Genomic DNA, 19,079 nt, shown 5'->3' with positions numbered 1-19,079 from the left:
AACACCGCTGTGATGCCATGATGGTGGACGTGGCTCAGTCGGAAGACCCCGAAGATTTCGTCGCACCCGCGGCGAACCGGGTGCGCCCCGGCACGCTACTGCTGGCCAACACCGACCTGCTGGAGCCGACGTTTCGGCGCAGCGTGATCTACGTCGTCGAGCACAACGACGGCGGCACGCTGGGTGTGGTGCTCAACCGGCCCAGCGAGACCGCCGTGTACAACGTGTTGCCGCAGTGGGCCAAACTGGCCGCCAAGCCCAAGACGATGTTCATCGGCGGCCCGGTGAAGCGGGACGCCGCACTGTGCCTGGGCACGCTGCGGGTGGGTACCGATCCGCAGGGCTTACCGGGGCTGCGCCACGTCGCGGGCCGGATGGTGATGGTCGACCTGGACGCCGACCCCGATCTGATCGCCCCGGCGGTCGAGGGCGTGCGGATCTTCGCCGGCTATTCGGGTTGGACCATCGGTCAGCTGGAGGGCGAGATCGAGCGCGACGACTGGATTGTGTTGTCCGCGTTGCCTTCTGATGTGCTGGTGGAACAGCGAGTGGATCTGTGGGCGCGGGTGTTGCGGCGCCAGCCGTTGCCGCTGTCGCTGCTGGCGACCCACCCCATCGACGTCAGTCGGAACTGATCTGCTTCTGCGGCACCATGATCGGCGAAGCTCACTTGCAGGACAGCGTGCAACTGGCACAGCTGCCCGCGCAGTTGGCCTCGGCTTCGCGGCGCGCGGCGTAGCGGGCGCCCTGCCAGGAGCCGGCCGCCACGGTCCCCACCGCACCGAGCACGCAGACGATCAGAACCACAAGCGCGATGCGAGGCGGTGCCGCCAGGGCGGCTGCTCCGCCCGCCGCCAGCATCACGGCGGCGGCCAGCTGGGTCGGGGCTACCGCACGCAGCACCTGACCGGTGACGTCGGTGGCGGGCGGCCGGGTCAGCGCCCACCCGCCCGAACCACCGATCAGGACGGCCATTCCCAGGCACACCACACCGGCGACGAACATGGGGCCAGAATACGAGGCCGGGTTCAGTGCTGCGGAACGGGCACCGCGGGCAGCGGCACGGCGGCGGGCGCCGACGCGTCGGTCAGGGGTGCGGCGGCGGCCGGTGCCGGCGCGGGTGCGGCGGCCGGAGCCGGGGTGGCGGTCGGTGAGGTGACCCGGAAGCCGTTGACGATCGCGTCGGTTGCGTCGGCGGTGGCCACCACCTGGTTGGCGGCGGTGGTGACGAACAGCGAGACCAGGTAGTGGTCGGTTCCGGACGGGACGATGACGTGGCGGCGTGACGTGTTGAGCGTCATGTCGTTCTCGCGGTAGGTGCCCTCGATGATCGACGACGGGAAGCCACCGAAGTCCGCCATCGACGCATCGGTGGCCTGCCAGTTGAACAGCTGCTGGCTGTCCAGATAGCCGTGGGTGATGGCTTCCTTCGGGTCGAACTCGCCGACCAGTTTGTAGACCTTCAGCTGGGCGTTGGAGGTGTACAACCCGTCGCCGCCGAGCCGGTCGGCCAGCACGGTGAACGCGTCGGGGACGTTGGGGTCGGGCACCACACTCCAGCCGCGCGGCATGGGAAGCACCAGGTTCAGCGCGGTGAAGCCGGCCGCCTTCTGCGGCTCCATCGCCACGCCTTTGTCCTTGAAGTACTCGGCCAGCGTGCCCGATGCCGCAGGCACCAGGGTTTCGGGCGCGGCCACCGGGGCCGCGGTCGGCAGCGCGGCGACCTGTCCGGCGGCCGGCGTGACGACCTGTCCGGCAGCGGGGGCGGCGGCCGGGGCGGCATTGGCGACCGCGGCGTCGGGGGCGACGGTGACGGTCTGGGTGACGGTGACCGGAGTCGGGGGCAGGGGAAGGACGGGCTCGGCCGACGCGCTGGCGCCGTTGAGCCCGAGGACGGCGGCCGTACCCGCGGCCACACCACCAATTACCACCCGCCAATTACGGGTAATCGTGATCATCGCAGCTGTCCTTCTCGGCACGGTCGGGCCTGGTGAGACCCGTGGTCAGGGGCCGACTGTATCGGCAGGACGAAGGCGGCGGATAGGGCTGGAACACAGCTGGAACCAACCGTCGACCGCACTGCAATGCAACCGATACCGGGTCGTAGTCCCGGCTGGGATCCGGCTCACACACCGAGCTGTTGGACTCTGCCGTCACAGCCCGCCGGAAAGCGGTGGGCAGCGCCTCGAGCGGCCCTTATACCCTGTGTGGCGTGACCGAATCGCCGACCGCCGTCCCTGCGGGACCCGACGGCCCCGATACCGACGTGCCGAGGCACCGCTACACCGCCGAGCTGGCCGGGCGCATCGAGCGGGACTGGCAGGACCACTGGCAGACGTGGGGCACCTTCAACGTGCCCAACCCGGTCGGCTCGCTGGCACCTGCCGACGGGACGGCCGTGCCCGCCGACAAGATGTTCGTCCAGGACATGTTCCCCTACCCCTCAGGCGAGGGTCTGCACGTCGGACACCCCCTGGGCTACATCGCCACCGACGTCTACGCCCGCTATTTCCGGATGACCGGACGCAATGTGTTGCACGCGTTGGGTTTCGACGCCTTCGGGCTGCCCGCCGAGCAGTACGCGATCCAGACCGGCACCCATCCGCGCATCCGCACCGAAGCCAATATCGTCAACTTCCGGCGTCAGCTCGGCCGGCTGGGGCTCGGGCACGATCAGCGGCGCAGCTTCTCCACCACCGACGTCGACTTCTACAAGTGGACGCAGTGGATCTTCCTGCAGATCTACAACGCCTGGTTCGACACCGAGCAGAACAAGGCCCGGCCCATCGCCGAATTGGCGGCCGAATTCGCCAGTGGTGCGCGCACTCTCGACGACGGCCGGAGCTGGTCTGCGTTGTCGGCGGGGGAGCGGGCCGATGTGATCGACAGCCACCGGCTGGTCTATCTGTCCGATTCGCTGGTGAACTGGTGCCCAGGGCTGGGCACGGTGCTGGCCAACGAGGAGGTCACCTCCGAGGGTCGCAGCGAGCGGGGTAACTTCCCGGTTTTCCGGAAGCGGTTGCGGCAGTGGATGATGCGCATCACCGCCTACTCCGACCGGTTGCTCGAGGACCTCGACGTGCTGGACTGGCCGGACAAGGTCAAGGCCATGCAGCGCAACTGGATCGGCCGCTCTACCGGCGCCTCGGCCCTGTTCGCCGTCGGCGGCACCGACATCGAGGTCTTCACCACCCGCCCCGACACCCTGTTCGGTGCGACCTACCTGGTGTTGGCTCCCGAACATGACCTGGTCGACACCGTGACCGCCGCCCACTGGCCCGACGATGTGGACGCACGGTGGACTTCCGGTGCCGCGACTCCGGCCGAGGCGGTCGCCGACTACCGGCGTTCGATCGCCGCGAAGTCTGACCTGGAACGGCAGGAGAACAAGACCAAGACGGGCGTGTTCCTCGGCAGCTACGCGACCAATCCAGCCAACGGACAGCAGGTTCCGATCTTCATCGCCGACTACGTGCTGGCCGGGTACGGCACCGGCGCGATCATGGCCGTCCCCGGGCACGATCAGCGGGACTGGGAGTTCGCCACCGCGTTCGGACTGCCGATCGTGGAGGTGATCGCCGGCGGCGACGTCGCGGAGGCGGCCTACGTCGGCGACGGCGCCCTGGTGAACTCGCAGTACCTCGACGGCCTGACCGTCGCCGACGCGAAAAAGGCGATCACCGAGCGGTTGGAGGCCGACGGGCGAGGCCGTGCCCGAGTCGAATACAAGCTCCGGGACTGGCTTTTCGCGCGGCAGCGGTACTGGGGTGAGCCCTTCCCGATCGTCTACGACGCCGACGGCCGGGCCCATCCGCTGCCGGAGGCGGCGCTGCCGGTGGAGTTGCCCGACATCGCCGACTACTCGCCGGTGATGTTCGATCCCGACGACGCGGACAGCGAACCGTCTCCGCCGCTGAACAAGGCCACCGATTGGGTGCACGTCGAGTTGGACCTGGGTGACGGCCTGCGGCCCTACACCCGCGACACCAACGTGATGCCGCAGTGGGCGGGCAGCTCGTGGTACGAGCTGCGCTATGCCGATCCGCACAACTCAGAACAGTTCTGCGCTAAGGAGAACGAGGCGTACTGGATGGGTCCGCGCCCGGCCGAGCACGGCCCGGCCGATCCCGGCGGGGTCGATCTCTATGTCGGCGGCGTCGAGCATGCGGTACTGCATCTGCTGTACTCGCGGTTCTGGCACAAGGTGCTCTTCGACCTGGGCTACGTCTCCTCGCGGGAGCCGTACCGCCGCCTGGTGAACCAGGGCTACATCCAGGCGTTCGCCTACACCGATTCGCGCGGCGCCTACGTGCCGGCCGCCGACGTGGTCGAGCGCGACGGCGGGTTCTTCCTGCCCGGTCCCGACGGTGAGATCGAGGTTTTCCAGGAGTTCGGCAAGATCGGCAAGAGCCTGAAGAACTCGATCTCGCCGGACGAGATCTGCGACAGCTACGGCGCCGACACGCTGCGGGTGTACGAGATGTCGATGGGCCCACTGGAGGCGTCGCGGCCGTGGGCGACCAAGGACGTGGTCGGCGCCCACCGCTTCCTGCAACGGGTGTGGCGGCTTGTGGTCGACGAGTCCTCGGGTGAGACAAGGGTTTCCGAGCACGAGGCACTCGACGAGGACACCGTGCGGCTGCTGCACCGCACCATCGCCGGGGTGTCGGACGACTACGCGGGACTGCGCAACAACACCGCCGCGGCCAAGCTCATCGAGTACACCAACCATCTCACCAAGGAGGGCGTCACCGCCCGCGCGGCGCTGGAACCGCTGGTGTTGATGGTGGCGCCGCTGTCCCCGCACCTGGCCGAGGAGCTCTGGAAGCGCCTGGGCCACGAGAAGTCGTTGGCGCACGGCCCGTTCCCCACTGCCGATCCGCAGTATCTGGTGACCGACACCGTCGAGTACCCGGTGCAGGTCAACGGCAAGGTGCGCGGGCACATCACGGTGGCCGCCGATGCGGACAAGGCCAGCCTGGAAGCCAGCGCGCTGGCCGACGAGAAGGTGCAGGCGTTCCTGGCCGGCGCCACCCCGAAGAAGGTCATCGTGGTGCCGGGCCGGCTGGTCAACCTGGTCGTCTAGCGATTTCGGCGCGTTTTCGTTCGCGGAGCGAACGTTTCCGCGCCCAAATCACCGGGGCCGGACCACGATTTGGTGGGTGTGGGCGTCGGGCGGGGTGGCGACCACCTCGGCGACGATCCGCGCGACCGTCTCGGCCTTGAGGTACTTGGCCGGGTCGTACTCGCCGCCTTCGTAGGCGACCAGGTCCTGCTGCATCTCGGTGTCGACCCGGCCGGGGTGCACGCTGGTGACCCGCAGGCTGGGTTCGTCGGCGCGCAACGAGTCGGCGAACGCCCGTTGCGCGAACTTGCTCGCTGAATAGGCCGCCAGCCCGGGCGATGCGTTCAGCCCGGCGCCGGAGTTGATGAAGACGACGTGCCCGCCGGCGGCCCGCAGTGCCGGGAGCAGCGCCAGGGTCAGGGCGACGGCGCCGGTCACGTTCACCTCGAAGCAGGCCCGCCACTGTTCCGGCGTCGACTCGGCGAAGTGTCCCGGGTAGGCCACCCCGGCGTTGTGGACCAGCACGTCGAGCTCGGCCAGGGGCTCGGCGGCCGCCTCGATGCCGTCCTGGTCGGTGAGGTCCAGCGGCCAGGTGGTCGCCCCGAGCCGGGCGGCGACGGCGTCCAGCCGAGGGGACGGCCGGCCCGCCAGCAGCAGGGTGTGGGTGGGCGCCAGTGCCTGCGCGATCGCCGATCCGATCCCGCCGCCCGCCCCGGTGATCAGTGCGGTCCTGGTACCCGGATCGCGCTCGCTCGGCATGCCCCAACCCTACCGACCTGCGATTCCCACCCGCGCATCGCACAATGAACGCGTGGCATTCGACCCGAGTTTCGGCCCGACGCAGCTGGCGGCCCGCGCGGCCTACCTCCTGCGCGGCAACGACCTGGGTGTGATGACCTCGGCGGCCCCGCTGCTGTATCCGCACATGTGGAGCTGGGATGCCGCGTTCGTCGCCGTCGGCCTGGCGCCGCTGAGCGTGGAGCGGGCCGTCGTCGAGCTCGACACCTTGCTCTCGGCGCAGTGGGCCAACGGGATGATCCCGCACATCGTGTTCGCCAACGGCGTCGACGGGTACTTCCCGGGTCCGGCGCGCTGGGCGACCTCGGCACTGGCGGCCAACGCCCCGCGCACCCGGCACACCTCGGGGATTACCCAGCCGCCGGTGCACGCGATCGCCGTGCAGCGCATCCTGGATCGCGCCCGCACCAGGGGCCGCTCGACCCGGGCGGTGGCCGAGGCGTTCCTGGATCGACGGTGGGCCGATCTGGTGCGCTGGCATCGCTGGCTGGCCGAAGCCCGCGACCAAGACGAGCACGGCCGTGTCACGCTGTATCACGGCTGGGAGTCCGGGATGGACAACTCTCCGCGCTGGGATTCGGCCTACGCCAACGTGATTCCCGGTGTCATCCCGGAGTATCAGCGCGAGGACAATCACATCGTCACCGACGCCAGCCAGCGTCCGTCCGACTCCGAGTACGACCGCTATCTGTGGCTGCTCGAGGAGATGAAATCGGTTCGCTACGACGACGATCTGCTGCCGAAGGTGATGAGCTTCGCCGTCGAGGACGTCTTTGTCTCGGCGATCTTCTCGGTGGCTTGCGATGTGCTGGCCAACATCGGCGAAGACTACAAGCGACCACATGCCGACGTGCGCGACTTGTATTCCTGGGCGGACCGGTTCCGCGCCGGAGTGGTCGAGACGACGGACGGAAGAACCGGCGCGGCAAAGGATTTCGATGTCAAAGCGGACAAGTGGATTGCGACGGAGACCGCCGCGCAGTTCGCCCCGCTGCTGTGTGGCGGGCTCCCGCACGACCGGGAACGTGCGTTGCTGCGGATCCTGGAAGGGCCGCGGTTCTGCGGGCATCCGGATCTGAAGTACGCGGTGATCCCGTCGACGTCACCGGTTTCCAAGGACTTTCGGCCCCGCGAGTACTGGCGCGGCCCGGTGTGGCCGGTGCTGACGTGGTTGTTCTCTTGGGCGTTCGCGCGCCGCGGATGGTCGGAACGCTCACTGCTGATTCGCCAGGAGGGCTTGCGGCAGGCCAGCGACGGCACGTTCGCGGAGTACTACGAACCGTTCACCGGTGAGCCGCTGGGCAGTATGCAGCAGTCCTGGACCGCGGCCGCGGTGCTCGACTGGCTGGGCTAGCTTTCGGCCTGCTCGGCCAGCCGTTCCAGTGGCCGCAGTGCGGTGGCGAGCGTTGCGCGCTCTTCGTCGGTCAGCTTCGACAGCAGCGCCGCCAGGTTGGCCCGGCGCACCGCGAGCGCTTCGCGGTGCTGGACCAGCCCCTGCGGGGTGACCTCGACCAGAACGGCCCGCAGGTCCGACGGGTCGCGCGAGCGCTTGACCAGACCGAGTTTCTCCAGCCTGCGGATCGCCACGGTGGTGGTCGGGGTGCGCACCCGCTCGCGTGCGGCCAGCTCGGTCATCCGGATCGGACCTTGGTCGAGCAGGGTGAGCAGGATCGACAGCTGCGCCAGGGTGAGGTCGGCGCCGGCGTTGGTGGCTTTGGTGTCGCCGCGGCGTAAGACCGAGAACAGCTTCGACAGGACCCGTTGCAGGTCAGCAGACAGGTCGGTGACCTGCGGCTCGGCCTCAATCATAGTTCGCTAGTCTAACCTGTCGGTGCCTGTCAACCGCGAGATATGCGGTTTTCGGGCGCGCGGTCACAAAACCTGGGACAGGAACCGCTGCAGCCGATCGGTGCCGGCGGCGGTGAAGATCTTCTCCGGTGGACCGGATTCGATCACCTGGCCGTGGTCCATGAACACCACCGAATCCGCGGTCGAACGGGCGAAGCCCATCTCATGGGTGACCACCACCATCGTCATCCCGTCGGAGCCCAGCTCGGCGATCAGCGCCAGGATCCCCTTGACCAGTTCGGGATCCAGCGCGGAAGTGGCCTCGTCGAAGAACATCACCTGCGGCGCCATCGCCAACGCCCGGGCGATGGCCACCCGCTGCTGCTGGCCGCCGGACAGGGTGGCCGGTCGTGCGTCGGCCTTGTGCCGCAGCCCGACCCGCTCGAGTTGGGTCAGAGCCAGTTCGGTGGACTCCTCCGCCGACAACCGCTTGAGCTTGCGGGGCGCGAGCGCGACGTTGTCGACCACGCTGCGATGCGGAAAGAGGTTGAACTGCTGGAAGACCATGCCGATGCGCTGGCGCAACTGGTCGGGGTCGTCGCGCAGCACCGAGCGGCCGTCGAGCAGGATGTCGCCGCGATCGGGTTCGTAGAGTCGGTTCAACGTGCGCAGCAGCGTCGACTTGCCCGAGCCAGAGGGGCCGATGACCGCGGACGTGCTGCCGGCCGGAACCTCCAGGCTGACGCCGCGCAGGACGGCACTGCCGCCGAGAGTGAGATGGATGTCGTTGGCCGCCAGGGAAACCGGCTCGAAATGGGCGGCCATCACACCATCTCCTGACTCAGGGCAGGCTCCAGCGGGTCGTCGTCGGCCGGCTTTCGCCCGCGGCGCAGCCGGGCGTCGATGTAGTTCACCAGGTGCGTCAGCGGAATCGTCAGCAACAGGTAGAACAGTCCGGCGGCCACCAACGGCGACAGGTTGCCGGTCTGCGCGTTGAGATCGCGGCCCACCTGGAACAGCTCCCGCTGGCTGGCCACCAGACCCAGGAAGTACACCAGCGACGAGGCTTTCAGCAGTGAGATGAACTGGTTCACCAGCGCCGGCAGCACCCGTCGCACACCCTGCGGGACGATCACCAACCGCATCGACGAGGTGTAACTGAACCCCAGCGCTCGGGAGGCCTCCATCTGCCCGGGGTCCACACTCTGGATGCCGGAGCGGAAGATCTCGCCGATGTAGGCCGCGGCCATCAGCCCGAGCGCCGCGATGCCCAGGGGGTAGGGGTCGTTGCCGGTGAGCTGACCGACCACCGGCCCGACGCCCAGCCCGATCAGCAGGATGATCACCACTTCCGGCAGCCCGCGGAAGATGTCGGTGTACACCCGGGCCGGCCAGCGCAGCCAGCGCGAGCGGGAGATCCCGGCCACGGCCAGGCCCATCCCGAGCACCAGCCCGATGACCGCGGCGCTGACCGTCAGCACCAGCGTGTTGGGTAGCCCGGTGGTCAGCAGGTCGGGAATGGCCTGCTTGTACAGATCCCAGTCCAGGAACGAGTCCCGCAGCTGGGTCAGCACCGACTTCGGTGCCGCCGCTGCGGCGGCGGGCTTTTCGTGCGCGGCGGCGATCGCGGCGAAGTCCGGCAGCTGCGGGACGGGCGCGGCCTTGGAGCCCGGCTTCCAGCCGGGCGGCAGCGCTCGCGGCACCCAGTCGGAGTACAGCCGTGACCAGGTGCCGTCGGCGATCACGGCGTCCAGGCCGGCATTCAAAGCGTCGATCAGGGGTTTGTTCTCGGCGGCTACCGCGTAGGCGACGAAATTGTCCAAGCTGAAGGTGTTTTCGACGATCTGCGCCGGATCACCGGGCTTGACGGTGCCGACCGCCTGCTGGGACGGCGCGACCCATGCGTCGATCTGGCGAGTCTTGAGGCTGGCGTAGACGGTGTTGTAGTCGGGGAATTTCACCGGCTGCAGGTGCAGCGTGTCGACGACGTACGCCTCCTGCACGGTGCCCTGGACCACCCCGATGCGCTGGCCGGGTCCGAGTTTGTCGAACCCGGTGAGCGCCGAACCGGACGGCACGACCAGTGAGAAGTAGCCGAAGTCGTAGCCGTTGGTGAAGTCGACGGTCCGGCGCCGCGCGTCGGTGGTGGTGATCGACGACGATCCGACGTCGAAGCGCCGGGCTGCGACCTGGGCGAGCAGGCCGGAGAACTCGGTGCCCACGAAGGTGATCTTCAGCCCGAGTTTGTCGGCGATCGCGCGCAGCAGTTCGTTGTCGAATCCGGTGAACTGGCCCGCCGCGTTGATGCAGATGCTCGGCGGCGCATCCGAGAGCGTGCCGACGGTCAGCGTGCCCGGGGTGATCAGGCCCAGCGCGTCGCGATTGACCGCACTCAGCGGTTCGGTGCTCGCGGTGGTGTATTTGTCCTCGTCGGAGCCCTTGGCGGCGGCCGCCAGATTGGTGGGCAGCGCACTGGCCGACCCGACGCCGGGCGGTGCGCACTGGTCGGCGCCGGCGGGTGCGGCGGCGATCAGACCGGCGATCATCAGCAGGACCGCCAGCAGCGCCGCCAGCCGGATGCCCGCGCGAGGTTGCCGCCGCGAATCAGAGGTCACCATTAGCAAGGTACTGCCGAGGCCACCCCGGGCACGCCTTGCGATCAGACGGAGTCCAAGTCCGGCCGGGCTGATCTCGGCGAATCGCCACAAACAAGACTGACAGTCTCGTTACGCTCCGGGCATGACGACGATCGAACTGCCCGACAGCTATTACGCGGACACGCCAGTGCAGCTCGGGCGCACTGCCGCCGTGGAGCATCTGCAGCGGCCGGGCCCGGTGTACCGGGTCGGCTCGATCTGGCTGATCACCAGTTACGAAGGCGTGCGTTACGCCCAGAAACATCCCGAGCTGTTCTCGTCGGCCAAAGCGTTCGACGGGATCGCCAATGCGATTCAGATGATCCCGATCGCGATCGATCCGCCCAAGCATGCGGACTATCGGCGGATCCTCGACCCGATGTTCGGACCCAAGCGCATGGAGGCGATGGACGCCGACCTGCGCGCCCAGTTGCGCGGGCACATCGACGCGTTCGCCCCGCTCGGGCGCTGCGACGTCGTGGCGGACCTGTCCTACAAGTTCCCCACCCAGGCGATCCTGACGTTGTTCGGCCTACCCCCCGAACATCTGCCCACGTTCCTGGAGTGGGTGACCGGCATCATCAAGGGCGCCGACATCGCGTCCCTGGGCACCGACCAGCCTCAGTCGGTGATCGACTGCAGTATCGGGCTTTTCGGGTTCCTGGCCGAGCAGCTGGAGATCAAGCGCAGTCGGCGCGGTGACGACATGCTCAGCAACATCCTGGCCCTCGACGGCGACAACGCCTGGACCGACGCCGAGATTCTGGGCCTGTGCTTCCTGATCATCCTGGCCGGCCTGGACACCGTCACCGGCGCCATCGGTTTCTCGTTGCACACCCTGGCCAACGATCCGGCGCTGCGCCACCGGCTGATCGACAACCCCGCGCTGATCGCACCGTTCGTCGAAGAAATGTTGCGGCTGGAAGGCCCGGTGCCCGGAGTCCCGCGCGTCACCACAGCCGACGTCGAGGTCGAGGGCGTGCACATCCCGGCCAACTCGCAGGTGATGCTGATGCTGTTCACCGCCAACCGGGAAGGCGAGAACGCCCACACGATGGACTTGAGTGCCAAGCCCACCCACCTCGGCTTCGGCGGCGGCATCCACCGGTGCCTGGGTTCGCACCTGGCGCGCCGCGAACTTCGGCTGACGGTCGAGGAGTTCCATGCCCGCATCCCGGACTACCGGCAGGCCGGCGAAGCCACCGTGCTGTGGCCCGCCGGAACCTTCGGCCTGGAGTCCCTGCCGCTGGAGTTCGATCCCTGCTAGGTCAGCGGTTGTCGCGCCAGGCGATCAGCGCCTCGGCCGGGCCGAGGTCGTAGTCGGGCCCGTCGCAGCCGACCGTCAGCAGGGTCACGCCGAGCCCGGCCAGCGCCTCGGCGTTGGCGACGATGGTGTCGCGGTCGCGACCCTCAACGCCCGAGGACCGCTCGATCGCACCCGGGTCGCGCCCGACGTCCGAGCAGTGGCGGTCGAGCACCTGCGCCTTGCCGGGGTAGGTTTCGGCGTTGGTGAAGCCGTGCCAGATGTCGCCGTGCTCGGCGACCAGGCGCAGGGTCTTGCGCTCGCCCTGGCCGCCGATCAGGATCGGGATGTCCCGCGTCGGAGCCGGATTCAGTTTGGCCAGACGGGATTTGATGCGCGGCAGAGCCTCGGCGAGGTCATCGAGGCGGCTGCCCACGGTGCCGAAGTCGTAGCCGTACTCGTCGTAGTCCTTCTGCTTCCAGCCCGACCCGATGCCCAGGATCAGCCGGCCGTCCGAGATGTGGTCCACGGTGCGGGCCATGTCGGCCAACAACTCCGGATTGCGGTAGGAGTTACACGAGACCAGAGCGCCGATCTGGATGCGGGAGGTCTGCTCGGCCCACGCGCCGAGCATGGTCCAGCATTCGAAGTGTGCGCCGTCGGGGTCGCCGTAGAGCGGGAAGAAGTGGTCCCAGTTGAAGGCCACGTCCACGCCGATGTCCTCGCAGCGGCGCACCGCGTCGCGGATCTGGTGGTAATCGGTGGAATGCTGCGGCTGCAGTTGTACGCCGATGCGGATGGGATAGGTCACAGTCCAACCGTACGTATCGCTACACCCCGATATTCCCGTCGGGTTTCCACACCGCCACGATCGACGGGCGGGCGGTGCCGTTGCCACCGGCCGGCCAGTGCGACAGCGGGTCGTCGATGCTGTTGTCGTCGTGCTCGCCGGGGTGCTGCACCGAGACCGTGACGAGGTCGTCGAGCACGATCGGCCCGCAGGTCTCCGCGCCGATCGGCACGGTCAGGAACTGGCGGGTTTCACCGCGCTGCGGCCCGTCGAGCGCGACGGCGAACAGGCCGTCGTTGGAGTCCAAGGCGTTGCCGTCAGTGGCGATCCATAGGTTGCCGTGCTTGTCGAAGGCCAGGTTGTCCGGGCACGAGATCGGGCTGACCTTGGACTTGTCGAAGCCGCCGTAGTAGGTGTCGGCGGCGGCGGGGTCCCCGCAGACCAGGAGCAGATCCCAGGTGAACGTGGTGCCGGCGTGATCGTCGGTGATCTCGAGGACCTGTCCGTTCTTGTTGTCGTTGCGCGGGTTCGCCGCGTCGGCGGCGGGCTTACCCTGGGCGCCGCGCTCATTGTTGTTGGTCAGCGCGACGTAGAGCTTGCCGGTGCGCGGGTTGGCCTCGAAATCTTCGGGCCGGTCCATCTTGGTGGCACCGGCCTTGTCGGCGGCGAATCGGGTGAACACCGCGACCTCTTGCGGCGTCATCCCGTCGACCATCGACTCTGCCGCTCCGTCGGGTCCCGTGCGCAGCAGCGGCAGCCAGGTCCCCGAGCCACGGAAGGCTCCTTCGGCCGGCAGCTTGCCGGAGCCGTCGATCTGGCCGGCTGGGATGTCGGTCGACAGCTTGGCGACGTAGAGGGTGCCCTCGTCGAGAATGGTCATGTTGTGCGCCATCGCCGCCGAATCGCGACCAGGCTGAATCTTCTTCGCGGACACGAACTTGTACATGTAGTCGAAGCGCTCGTCGTCGCCGCTGTAGGCCACCACCGTTCCGTCGGGGGTGACGTAGACGTTGGCGGCCTCGTGCTTGAACCGCCCCATCGCGGTGTGCTTGACCGGCGCCGACTGCGGATCCCACGGGTTGAGTTCCACGACGTAGCCGAATCGGTTGACCTCGTTGGGCGTTTTGGTGGGGTCGAACCGAGGGTCGAAGGTCTCCCAAAGCCGTTCGCTTGGCTTGATTTTGATGCCGTAGCGCTTCCAGCGGTCGGCGTCGATGGGGGTGGGGGCCTGCGCCCCGTCCGCGGCGCCGAAGTAGGAGTTGAAGTTCTCCTCCCCGGACAGCACCGTGCCCCATGGTGTGACGCCGCCCGAGCAGTTGTTGAGGGTGCCGCTGACGGTCCGACCGGCGGGGTCGGCGGCGGTCTTGACGAACTCACTGCCGGCGGCCGGTCCGACGAGGGTGAACGGGGAGTCGGCGGTCAACCGTCGGTTGTAGGGGCCGAGCACCGGGGTGAGCCCGGTGGCACTACGTTCGACTTCGACGACCGTCAACCCGTGCGCGGCCACCGCGGTGTCGAATTGCTCACGGGTGGGATGCTTTTCGTCGTAGCCGGGGAACATGAATCGCTCGGTGGTGTACTCGTGGTTGACCACCAGTAGGTAGCGGTTCGGTGCGCCGTCGATGGGCAGCAGGCCGGCGAAATCGTTGTTGAAGCCGAACTGCTGACGTTGGGCCGCGGCGTTCTGTTTGGTGACGTCGAAGGCGGGCGCGCCGGGCACCACCGGATCGCCCCAGCTGATCACCACCGCCTGCTGGTAACCCGGCGGGATCACGACGGCATCTTCGATATTGGGCGCCACTGCGGTGAAGTTCATCCCGGCGGGCGCAGCGGCCGGTGTAGCCGCCGTGGACGACGCTGCGGGCTTGGTGTCGCTGCCACAGGCGGCCAGGGCCGAACCGGCGCCGACGGCGAGCACCGCCACACCGGCCGCCTTGAGCGCTGAGCGCCGCGATACCGCTTCGCGCACAAGGTCACCGAAGTATGCGTTGTCGCTCTCGTTGGGCGCGGGGTGCGCGCAGGCGTCACCGCATCGGTAGCGGCAGGTGACCCGCTGGCGTGCCGAGCGCCCGTCGTGGTTGATCAATAGATTCAGTGGCACCAGAGGCATGGGCCGAAAATATGGCAGCCCGGCAATCAGCTGTGAAGCTGCTGGGAATCAGCTGGTGAACAACGGGAGAACTGCTCAGCCGCCGAGTACCTCTTGCAGGATCGCGATCAGGGCGCGTGGCTGGTCGCCCTGCACCGAGTGACCGGAGTCGGGCACCACGATGACGCGCTGGAAACCCGGTGCGTTGCGGGCGAATTCGTCGGCGTCCTGGTCGTTGACGAAGAACGAGTTGGCCCCGCGAACCAGCGTGGTGGGCATGGTGATCGACGGGACGTCATCCCACAGACCGGCGAACGACGCGGGCAATCCCGTGCCGGACTCCGCGCCCTTGCGGAACGAGTCGTAGCGCCAGGTCCAGGTGCCGTCGTCGCGCTGCTTCGAGTTGTGAAAGACGCCGCGACGCAGCGACTCTCGGCTCCGAGTGGGCGATGCGGCGATGGTGACGTCCAGCATCGCGGCAAAACTGGGGAAGGTGCGCTCACCCTGGACCAGGGCGACCGCCCCCAGCTGGGCCTGGCTCATCTGCTCGTGGCGTTCGGGCGCAGAGGGGGTCACGTCGACCAGCACCAGTTCGGGAACCAGCGCCGGCTCGACGGTCGCGATGCGCAGCGCGGTCAGCCCGCCCAGCGACATCCCCACCACCAGTCGCGGGTTGGGCGCCCACTCGCGCAGGACGGGCAGAAGTGTTTCGGCGTTCAGCCGGGGGCCGTAGTCGCCGTCCTCCCGCCATGCCGAGCGCCCGTGACCGGGCAGGTCGATGGCCAGCGCCGGAACTCCCAGGCCGAGGATGACGGTGTCCCAGGTGTGTGCGTTCTGCCCACCCCCGTGCAGGAACACCACCTGCGGCGGCTCGGCTCCCCACTTCAGGGCGCTGATCGGGCCGGACTCGATTCGTGTCACCGGCGGCAGCGCGCCGCTGACCCCGGCCTGTTCGGCGTTCTCGGGCAGGAGTGCGAATTCGTCGTCGAGGCGGATCAGCTCGTCATCGGAGATCACAGGAGTCATCTAACGCGACAGTGCGGTCAGATCGCGATGGGAGGTCCCATCCGGATCTGACCGCACTGTCGGTGCGGAGGATTACTCCCCGGGTGATTCCCGGGTCGCTAGCGCTCCTACTCTCCGGCGATGAACTGCTCGAGCTCGGCGCGGGCGATGTCGTCGGCCAGCTGCTTGGGTGGGCTCTTCATCAGGTAGGCCGAGGCCGGGATGATCGGGCCGCCGATACCGCGGTCCTTGGCGATCTTCGCCGCCCGGACGGCGTCGATGATGATGCCCGCCGAGTTCGGCGAGTCCCACACCTCGAGCTTGTACTCGAGGTTGAGCGGCACGTCGCCGAAGGCGCGGCCCTCGAGCCGGACGTAGGCCCACTTGCGGTCGTCGAGCCACGCGACGTGATCGGACGGGCCGATGTGCACGTTCTTGTCCTCGACCTTGCCGGCCAGCGAGCCGGTCAGGTTGGACGTCACGGCCTGAGTCTTGGACACCTTCTTGGACTCCAGGCGCTCGCGCTCGAGCATGTTCTTGAAGTCCATGTTGCCGCCGACGTTCAGCTGGTAGGTGCGGTCCAGCGTGACACCGCGGTCCTCGAACAGCTTGGCCATCACGCGGTGGGTGATGGTCGCGCCGACCTGGCTCTTGATGTCGTCGCCGACGATCGGCACACCGGCGTCTTCGAATTTCTTGGCCCACACGGGGTCGGAGGCGATGAACACCGGCAGTGCGTTGACGAACGCGACCTTGGCGTCGATCGCGCACTGCGCGTAGAACTTGTCGGCCTCGTCGGAGCCCACCGGCAGGTAGGACACCAGCACGTCGACCTTGTTGTCCTTGAGGATCTTGACCACGTCGACGGGCTGCTCGTCGGAGAGCTCGATGGTGTCGGCGTAGTACTTGCCGATGCCGTCCAGCGTCGGGCCGCGCTGCACGACGACGTCGGTCGGCGGCACATCGGCGATCTTGATGGTGTTGTTCTCGGAGGCGAAGATCGCCTCGGACAGGTCGAAGCCGACCTTCTTGGCGTCCACGTCGAACGCGGCGACGAACTTGACGTCGCGCACGTGATAGGGGCCGAGCTTGACGTGCATCAGGCCCGGGACGGTGGCGTTCGGGTCGGCGTCCTTGTAGTACTGCACGCCCTGGACCAATGAGGACGCGCAGTTGCCGACGCCGACAATGGCGACCCGCACATCTGTCGAGGCTCCGTTGTGCTCCGTCATGGGACGTTCTCCTAACTTGTACTTCTACTGGCTGCTGTTCAGGTACTGCGGCGGCCGCGTCAGGCCTGGTCTGGATGGCTCTGGGCCACCCGCTCAGCGGCGATCAGCTCGTTGAGCCACTTGACTTCCCGCTCGCTGGACTCCAGGCCCAGCTGATGCAGTTGTTTCGTGTAGCGGTCGAACGAATTGCTCGCCCGCGCGACGGCCTCCCGCAGACCTTCGCGACGTTCCTCGACCTGGCGCCGGCGGCCTTCCAGGATGCGCATCCGGGCCTCGGCCGGGGTGCGGTTGAAGAACGCCAGGTGCACACCGAAACCGTCGTCGGTGTAGTTCTGCGGACCGGTGTCGGCCACCAGTTCGGCGAACCGCTGACGACCGGCATCGGTCAGCTGATACACCCGGCGCGCGCGACGCAACACCGTCGTCCCGGCGGGTGCGGTGTCCTCGACGATCAAGCCGTCGGCCTGCATCCGGCGCAACGCCGGGTACAGCGAGCCGTAGGAAAACGCCCGGAAGGCGCCGAGCAACCCCGTCAGTCTCTTGCGCAGCTCGTAGCCGTGCATGGGGGATTCGAGGAGAAGACCCAAGATGGCGAGTTCCAGCACCGGGTCACCTCCTTTGCTCAGTCGTCACAGCGCTTCGACACCTCCGGCAATAGTATCGGAGCGATATATTTACCGCTACTTGGCCGCCATTCGACCAGATGATTGCCGCCGAGTGTCGGGCTGGAGCCGCAGACCCGGGCCTACGGGTAGTTGATCTGCTTGACCGAGCCGTCGGGATAGAGCTGGATGTAGCCGCTGCCGAAGTCGCTGGAGACGTAGACCGAGATCGACAGGGTGCCCGGGGCGGTGATGTCGCGGCTGGGATCGATGATCAGATAGGTGCTCTTGACGTCGCCGGGCTTCATGTTCAGCGTCTCGGGCGCCCCGCGCAGGACGCCGACGACGGCCTTGGCGTCGAACTTGCTCAGGTCCACCAGCTGGGCGTCGCTGCTGGCCGGCGAGGTGCTCGGATCGCCCCAACCGCCGCGGTAGCTGTAGTTGAGCGCCCGGCGCTCGTCGCCGGGATCGGGCCGGTCCAGCGAGGCGTAGTCGGGGTAGATCACCAGGCGATAGCCCTCGGTGTCGCCGAACTTCTTCTTCATCTGTTCCAGCAGCCCGGTCAGCCCGCCGAGTGACTGCAGCTGGCGTGGCGGGGTCAGCACCACGGGCGCGACCCCGTCGGGCTTGGCGCCCGGGTCGGAGGTGAAGTTCAGCGGTGACGGGGTGTTGCCGTAGAGCCCCCAGCCGATGCCGATGCCGAGCAGGACCAGCACCGCCATGATGGCGATCCGGATGCCCAGGCTGCCGCCGGCTCCCGGCGCCGACAGCCGTGGCTTCTTCAGGGTGGGCAGCTGTACCGGGGCGTTAGCGGTTTGCAGATCGCCCACCAGGGAGCGCAGGTCACCGAGCGTGGTGGCGGTGGTCGCCGCTTTCACCCGCTGCTGGTGCTCGCTCATCGAGAGCTGACCCTCCGACAGCGCGGTGTCCAGGATCTGGCAGGTGTCGTTGCGGTCGGTGTCTTTGGCGCGCGTGCTGGCCGTCTGCGAAGTCGCCACGGCGATGATCGTAAGAGTTCGCATGCCATGACCGCAGACCAGGCACATAATCCGGCTCACCCGGACCTTGGTTGCGTGTCGGTGTCCAGATCCCCGACGTACTCTGGTCATCGTGCGATTGCAGCGACAGGTGGTGGACTACGCCCTGCGGCGGCGGTCCCTGCTGGCCGAGGTGTACTCCGGGCGCACCGGTGTCACCGAGGTGTGCGACGCCAACCCCTATCTGTTGCGCGCCGCCAAGTTTCACGGCAAGCCCAGTTCGGTGATGTGCCCGATCTGCCGCAAGGAGCCGCTGACCTTGGTGTCGTGGGTGTTCGGCGATCATCTGGGTGCGGTGTCAGGCTCGGCGCGCACCGCCGAGGAGCTGGTGCTGCTCGCAACGAAGTTCGACGAGTTCTCGGTACACGTGGTGGAGGTATGCCGCACCTGCGAATGGAATCACTTGGTCAAGTCCTACGTGCTCGGAGCGCCGCGTCCCGCCAACGGGACGCGCAGCCGCCGGCGCACCCAGACGGCGCGTTCCGACGCGCGTACGGCCAGTGAATAGCGAAGGGCGTCACGACCGGCCTGCCACGGACATCCGCTCGGGATCGGGGCCCGCTGATGCGTCCCGCCATTCCGAGTCGCCGACGGCCAAGATCCCGGTAGCCGGCGCCGAGTCGCCGGGCCCGGCCCGCACCGCGCCTCGCCGCCAGGTGCCACCGGACGACCGGCTGACCTCGATCATCGAGCCGGTGCGCGACGACACGGTGCCGCTGCGCGACCCGATCGACGTCGTCAAGGCTGCACTGGACGGCGCCCCGCCGCCGAAGCTTCCGCCGCCCCCGCCGCGC

At 68.0% G+C, this 19,079-nt stretch carries 17 protein-coding genes and 1 pseudogene; 6 read left to right on the top strand and 12 right to left on the bottom strand.

The genetic code is table 11. The annotated features are described in order from the left end of the window. The first annotated feature begins 20 nt into the window (after positions 1-20). On the top strand, positions 21-635 hold the full coding sequence (locus MSZK_RS27475) for a YqgE/AlgH family protein (protein ID WP_099251725.1): 615 nt from the start codon (positions 21-23) through the stop codon (positions 633-635). A gap of 31 nt (positions 636-666) precedes the next feature. On the opposite strand, the gene MSZK_RS27470 is transcribed toward MSZK_RS27475, so the two are convergent. Continuing rightward, a complete protein-coding gene (locus MSZK_RS27470) occupies positions 667-1,005 on the bottom strand; it encodes a hypothetical protein (protein WP_099251697.1) in 339 nt (112 codons plus the stop codon). A 23-nt stretch (positions 1,006-1,028) separates the two neighbouring features. Next, the gene (locus MSZK_RS27465) at positions 1,029-1,958 is read right to left on the bottom strand and encodes an LpqN/LpqT family lipoprotein (RefSeq protein ID WP_099251696.1); all 930 of its coding nucleotides are present in this window, start codon (positions 1,956-1,958) and stop codon (positions 1,029-1,031) included. Positions 1,959-2,212: 254 nt separating this feature from the next. On the opposite strand from MSZK_RS27465, the gene leuS reads away from it, so the two are divergent. Then, the gene (gene leuS / locus MSZK_RS27460) at positions 2,213-5,086 is read left to right on the top strand and encodes a leucine--tRNA ligase (protein ID WP_099251695.1); all 2,874 of its coding nucleotides are present in this window, start codon (positions 2,213-2,215) and stop codon (positions 5,084-5,086) included. Positions 5,087-5,134: 48 nt separating this feature from the next. Here the strand turns inward: leuS and MSZK_RS27455 are convergent, their stop codons facing one another. After that, positions 5,135-5,824 (bottom strand): SDR family oxidoreductase, encoded by a 690-nt coding sequence (locus MSZK_RS27455; protein ID WP_099251694.1) that lies wholly within the window; start codon positions 5,822-5,824, stop codon positions 5,135-5,137. Positions 5,825-5,876: 52 nt separating this feature from the next. Between MSZK_RS27455 and MSZK_RS27450 the strand changes: the two genes are divergently transcribed. Beyond that, on the top strand, positions 5,877-7,217 hold the full coding sequence (locus MSZK_RS27450; RefSeq protein WP_099251693.1) for an amylo-alpha-1,6-glucosidase: 1,341 nt from the start codon (positions 5,877-5,879) through the stop codon (positions 7,215-7,217). Here MSZK_RS27450 and MSZK_RS27445 read toward each other — a convergent pair. The 3 genes from MSZK_RS27445 to MSZK_RS27435 form a co-directional block, all read right to left on the bottom strand. After that, positions 7,214-7,672 (bottom strand): MarR family winged helix-turn-helix transcriptional regulator, encoded by a 459-nt coding sequence (locus tag MSZK_RS27445; protein ID WP_099251692.1) that lies wholly within the window; start codon positions 7,670-7,672, stop codon positions 7,214-7,216. The two genes, MSZK_RS27450 and MSZK_RS27445, sit on opposite strands and share 4 nt — an antisense overlap. A 63-nt stretch (positions 7,673-7,735) precedes the next feature. Then, positions 7,736-8,476 (bottom strand): amino acid ABC transporter ATP-binding protein, encoded by a 741-nt coding sequence (locus MSZK_RS27440; RefSeq protein WP_099251724.1) that lies wholly within the window; start codon positions 8,474-8,476, stop codon positions 7,736-7,738. Then, positions 8,476-10,197: an ABC transporter substrate-binding protein/permease gene (locus MSZK_RS27435; RefSeq protein WP_233211547.1), complete on the bottom strand. Its 1,722-nt coding sequence runs from the start codon at positions 10,195-10,197 to the stop codon at positions 8,476-8,478. The genes MSZK_RS27440 and MSZK_RS27435 overlap by 1 nt, the downstream gene beginning before the upstream one ends. Positions 10,198-10,390: 193 nt before the next feature. Here MSZK_RS27435 and MSZK_RS27430 point away from each other — a divergent pair, with 193 nt between their 5' ends. Beyond that, entirely contained in the window at positions 10,391-11,554 is a 1,164-nt protein-coding gene (locus tag MSZK_RS27430) for a cytochrome P450 (protein WP_099251690.1), read from the top strand. A 1-nt stretch (position 11,555) separates the two neighbouring features. Here MSZK_RS27430 and MSZK_RS27425 read toward each other — a convergent pair whose 3' ends face one another. From MSZK_RS27425 to MSZK_RS27400, 6 genes are all read right to left on the bottom strand, one after another. Then, positions 11,556-12,341, bottom strand: a complete 786-nt coding sequence (locus tag MSZK_RS27425) for an LLM class F420-dependent oxidoreductase (RefSeq protein ID WP_099251689.1) — start codon at positions 12,339-12,341, stop codon at positions 11,556-11,558. 19 nt (positions 12,342-12,360) lie between these two features. Further along, a complete protein-coding gene (locus tag MSZK_RS27420; protein ID WP_099251688.1) occupies positions 12,361-14,430 on the bottom strand; it encodes a PhoX family phosphatase in 2,070 nt (689 codons plus the stop codon). Between the two features lie 75 nt (positions 14,431-14,505). Then, positions 14,506-15,435, bottom strand: a complete 930-nt coding sequence (locus MSZK_RS27415; RefSeq protein WP_099251687.1) for an alpha/beta fold hydrolase — start codon at positions 15,433-15,435, stop codon at positions 14,506-14,508. Between the two features lie 107 nt (positions 15,436-15,542). Continuing rightward, a complete protein-coding gene (locus tag MSZK_RS27410; protein ID WP_099251686.1) occupies positions 15,543-16,646 on the bottom strand; it encodes an inositol-3-phosphate synthase in 1,104 nt (367 codons plus the stop codon). A 59-nt stretch (positions 16,647-16,705) separates the two neighbouring features. Further along, positions 16,706-17,251: a PadR family transcriptional regulator gene (locus MSZK_RS27405; protein ID WP_099251685.1), complete on the bottom strand. Its 546-nt coding sequence runs from the start codon at positions 17,249-17,251 to the stop codon at positions 16,706-16,708. A gap of 140 nt (positions 17,252-17,391) precedes the next feature. Then, the gene (locus MSZK_RS27400) at positions 17,392-18,246 is read right to left on the bottom strand and encodes a DUF1707 domain-containing protein (RefSeq protein ID WP_233211544.1); all 855 of its coding nucleotides are present in this window, start codon (positions 18,244-18,246) and stop codon (positions 17,392-17,394) included. Between the two features lie 112 nt (positions 18,247-18,358). On the opposite strand from MSZK_RS27400, the gene MSZK_RS27395 reads away from it, so the two are divergent. Further along, complete coding sequence (locus MSZK_RS27395; protein ID WP_099251683.1) at positions 18,359-18,793, top strand: DUF5318 domain-containing protein; 435 nt, start codon at positions 18,359-18,361, stop codon at positions 18,791-18,793. Beyond that, a pseudogene (locus tag MSZK_RS32170) lies at positions 18,786-19,079 on the top strand (penicillin-binding protein); the annotation flags it as partial. The gene MSZK_RS27395 and the pseudogene MSZK_RS32170, both read left to right, overlap by 8 nt.

This window comes from Mycobacterium sp. shizuoka-1, from assembly GCF_002723835.1.
Taxonomy (GTDB): Bacteria; Actinomycetota; Actinomycetes; order Mycobacteriales; family Mycobacteriaceae; genus Mycobacterium.
The sequence above is the reverse complement of the archived record's forward strand: the minus strand, read 5'-3'. Positions and strand labels throughout refer to the sequence as shown.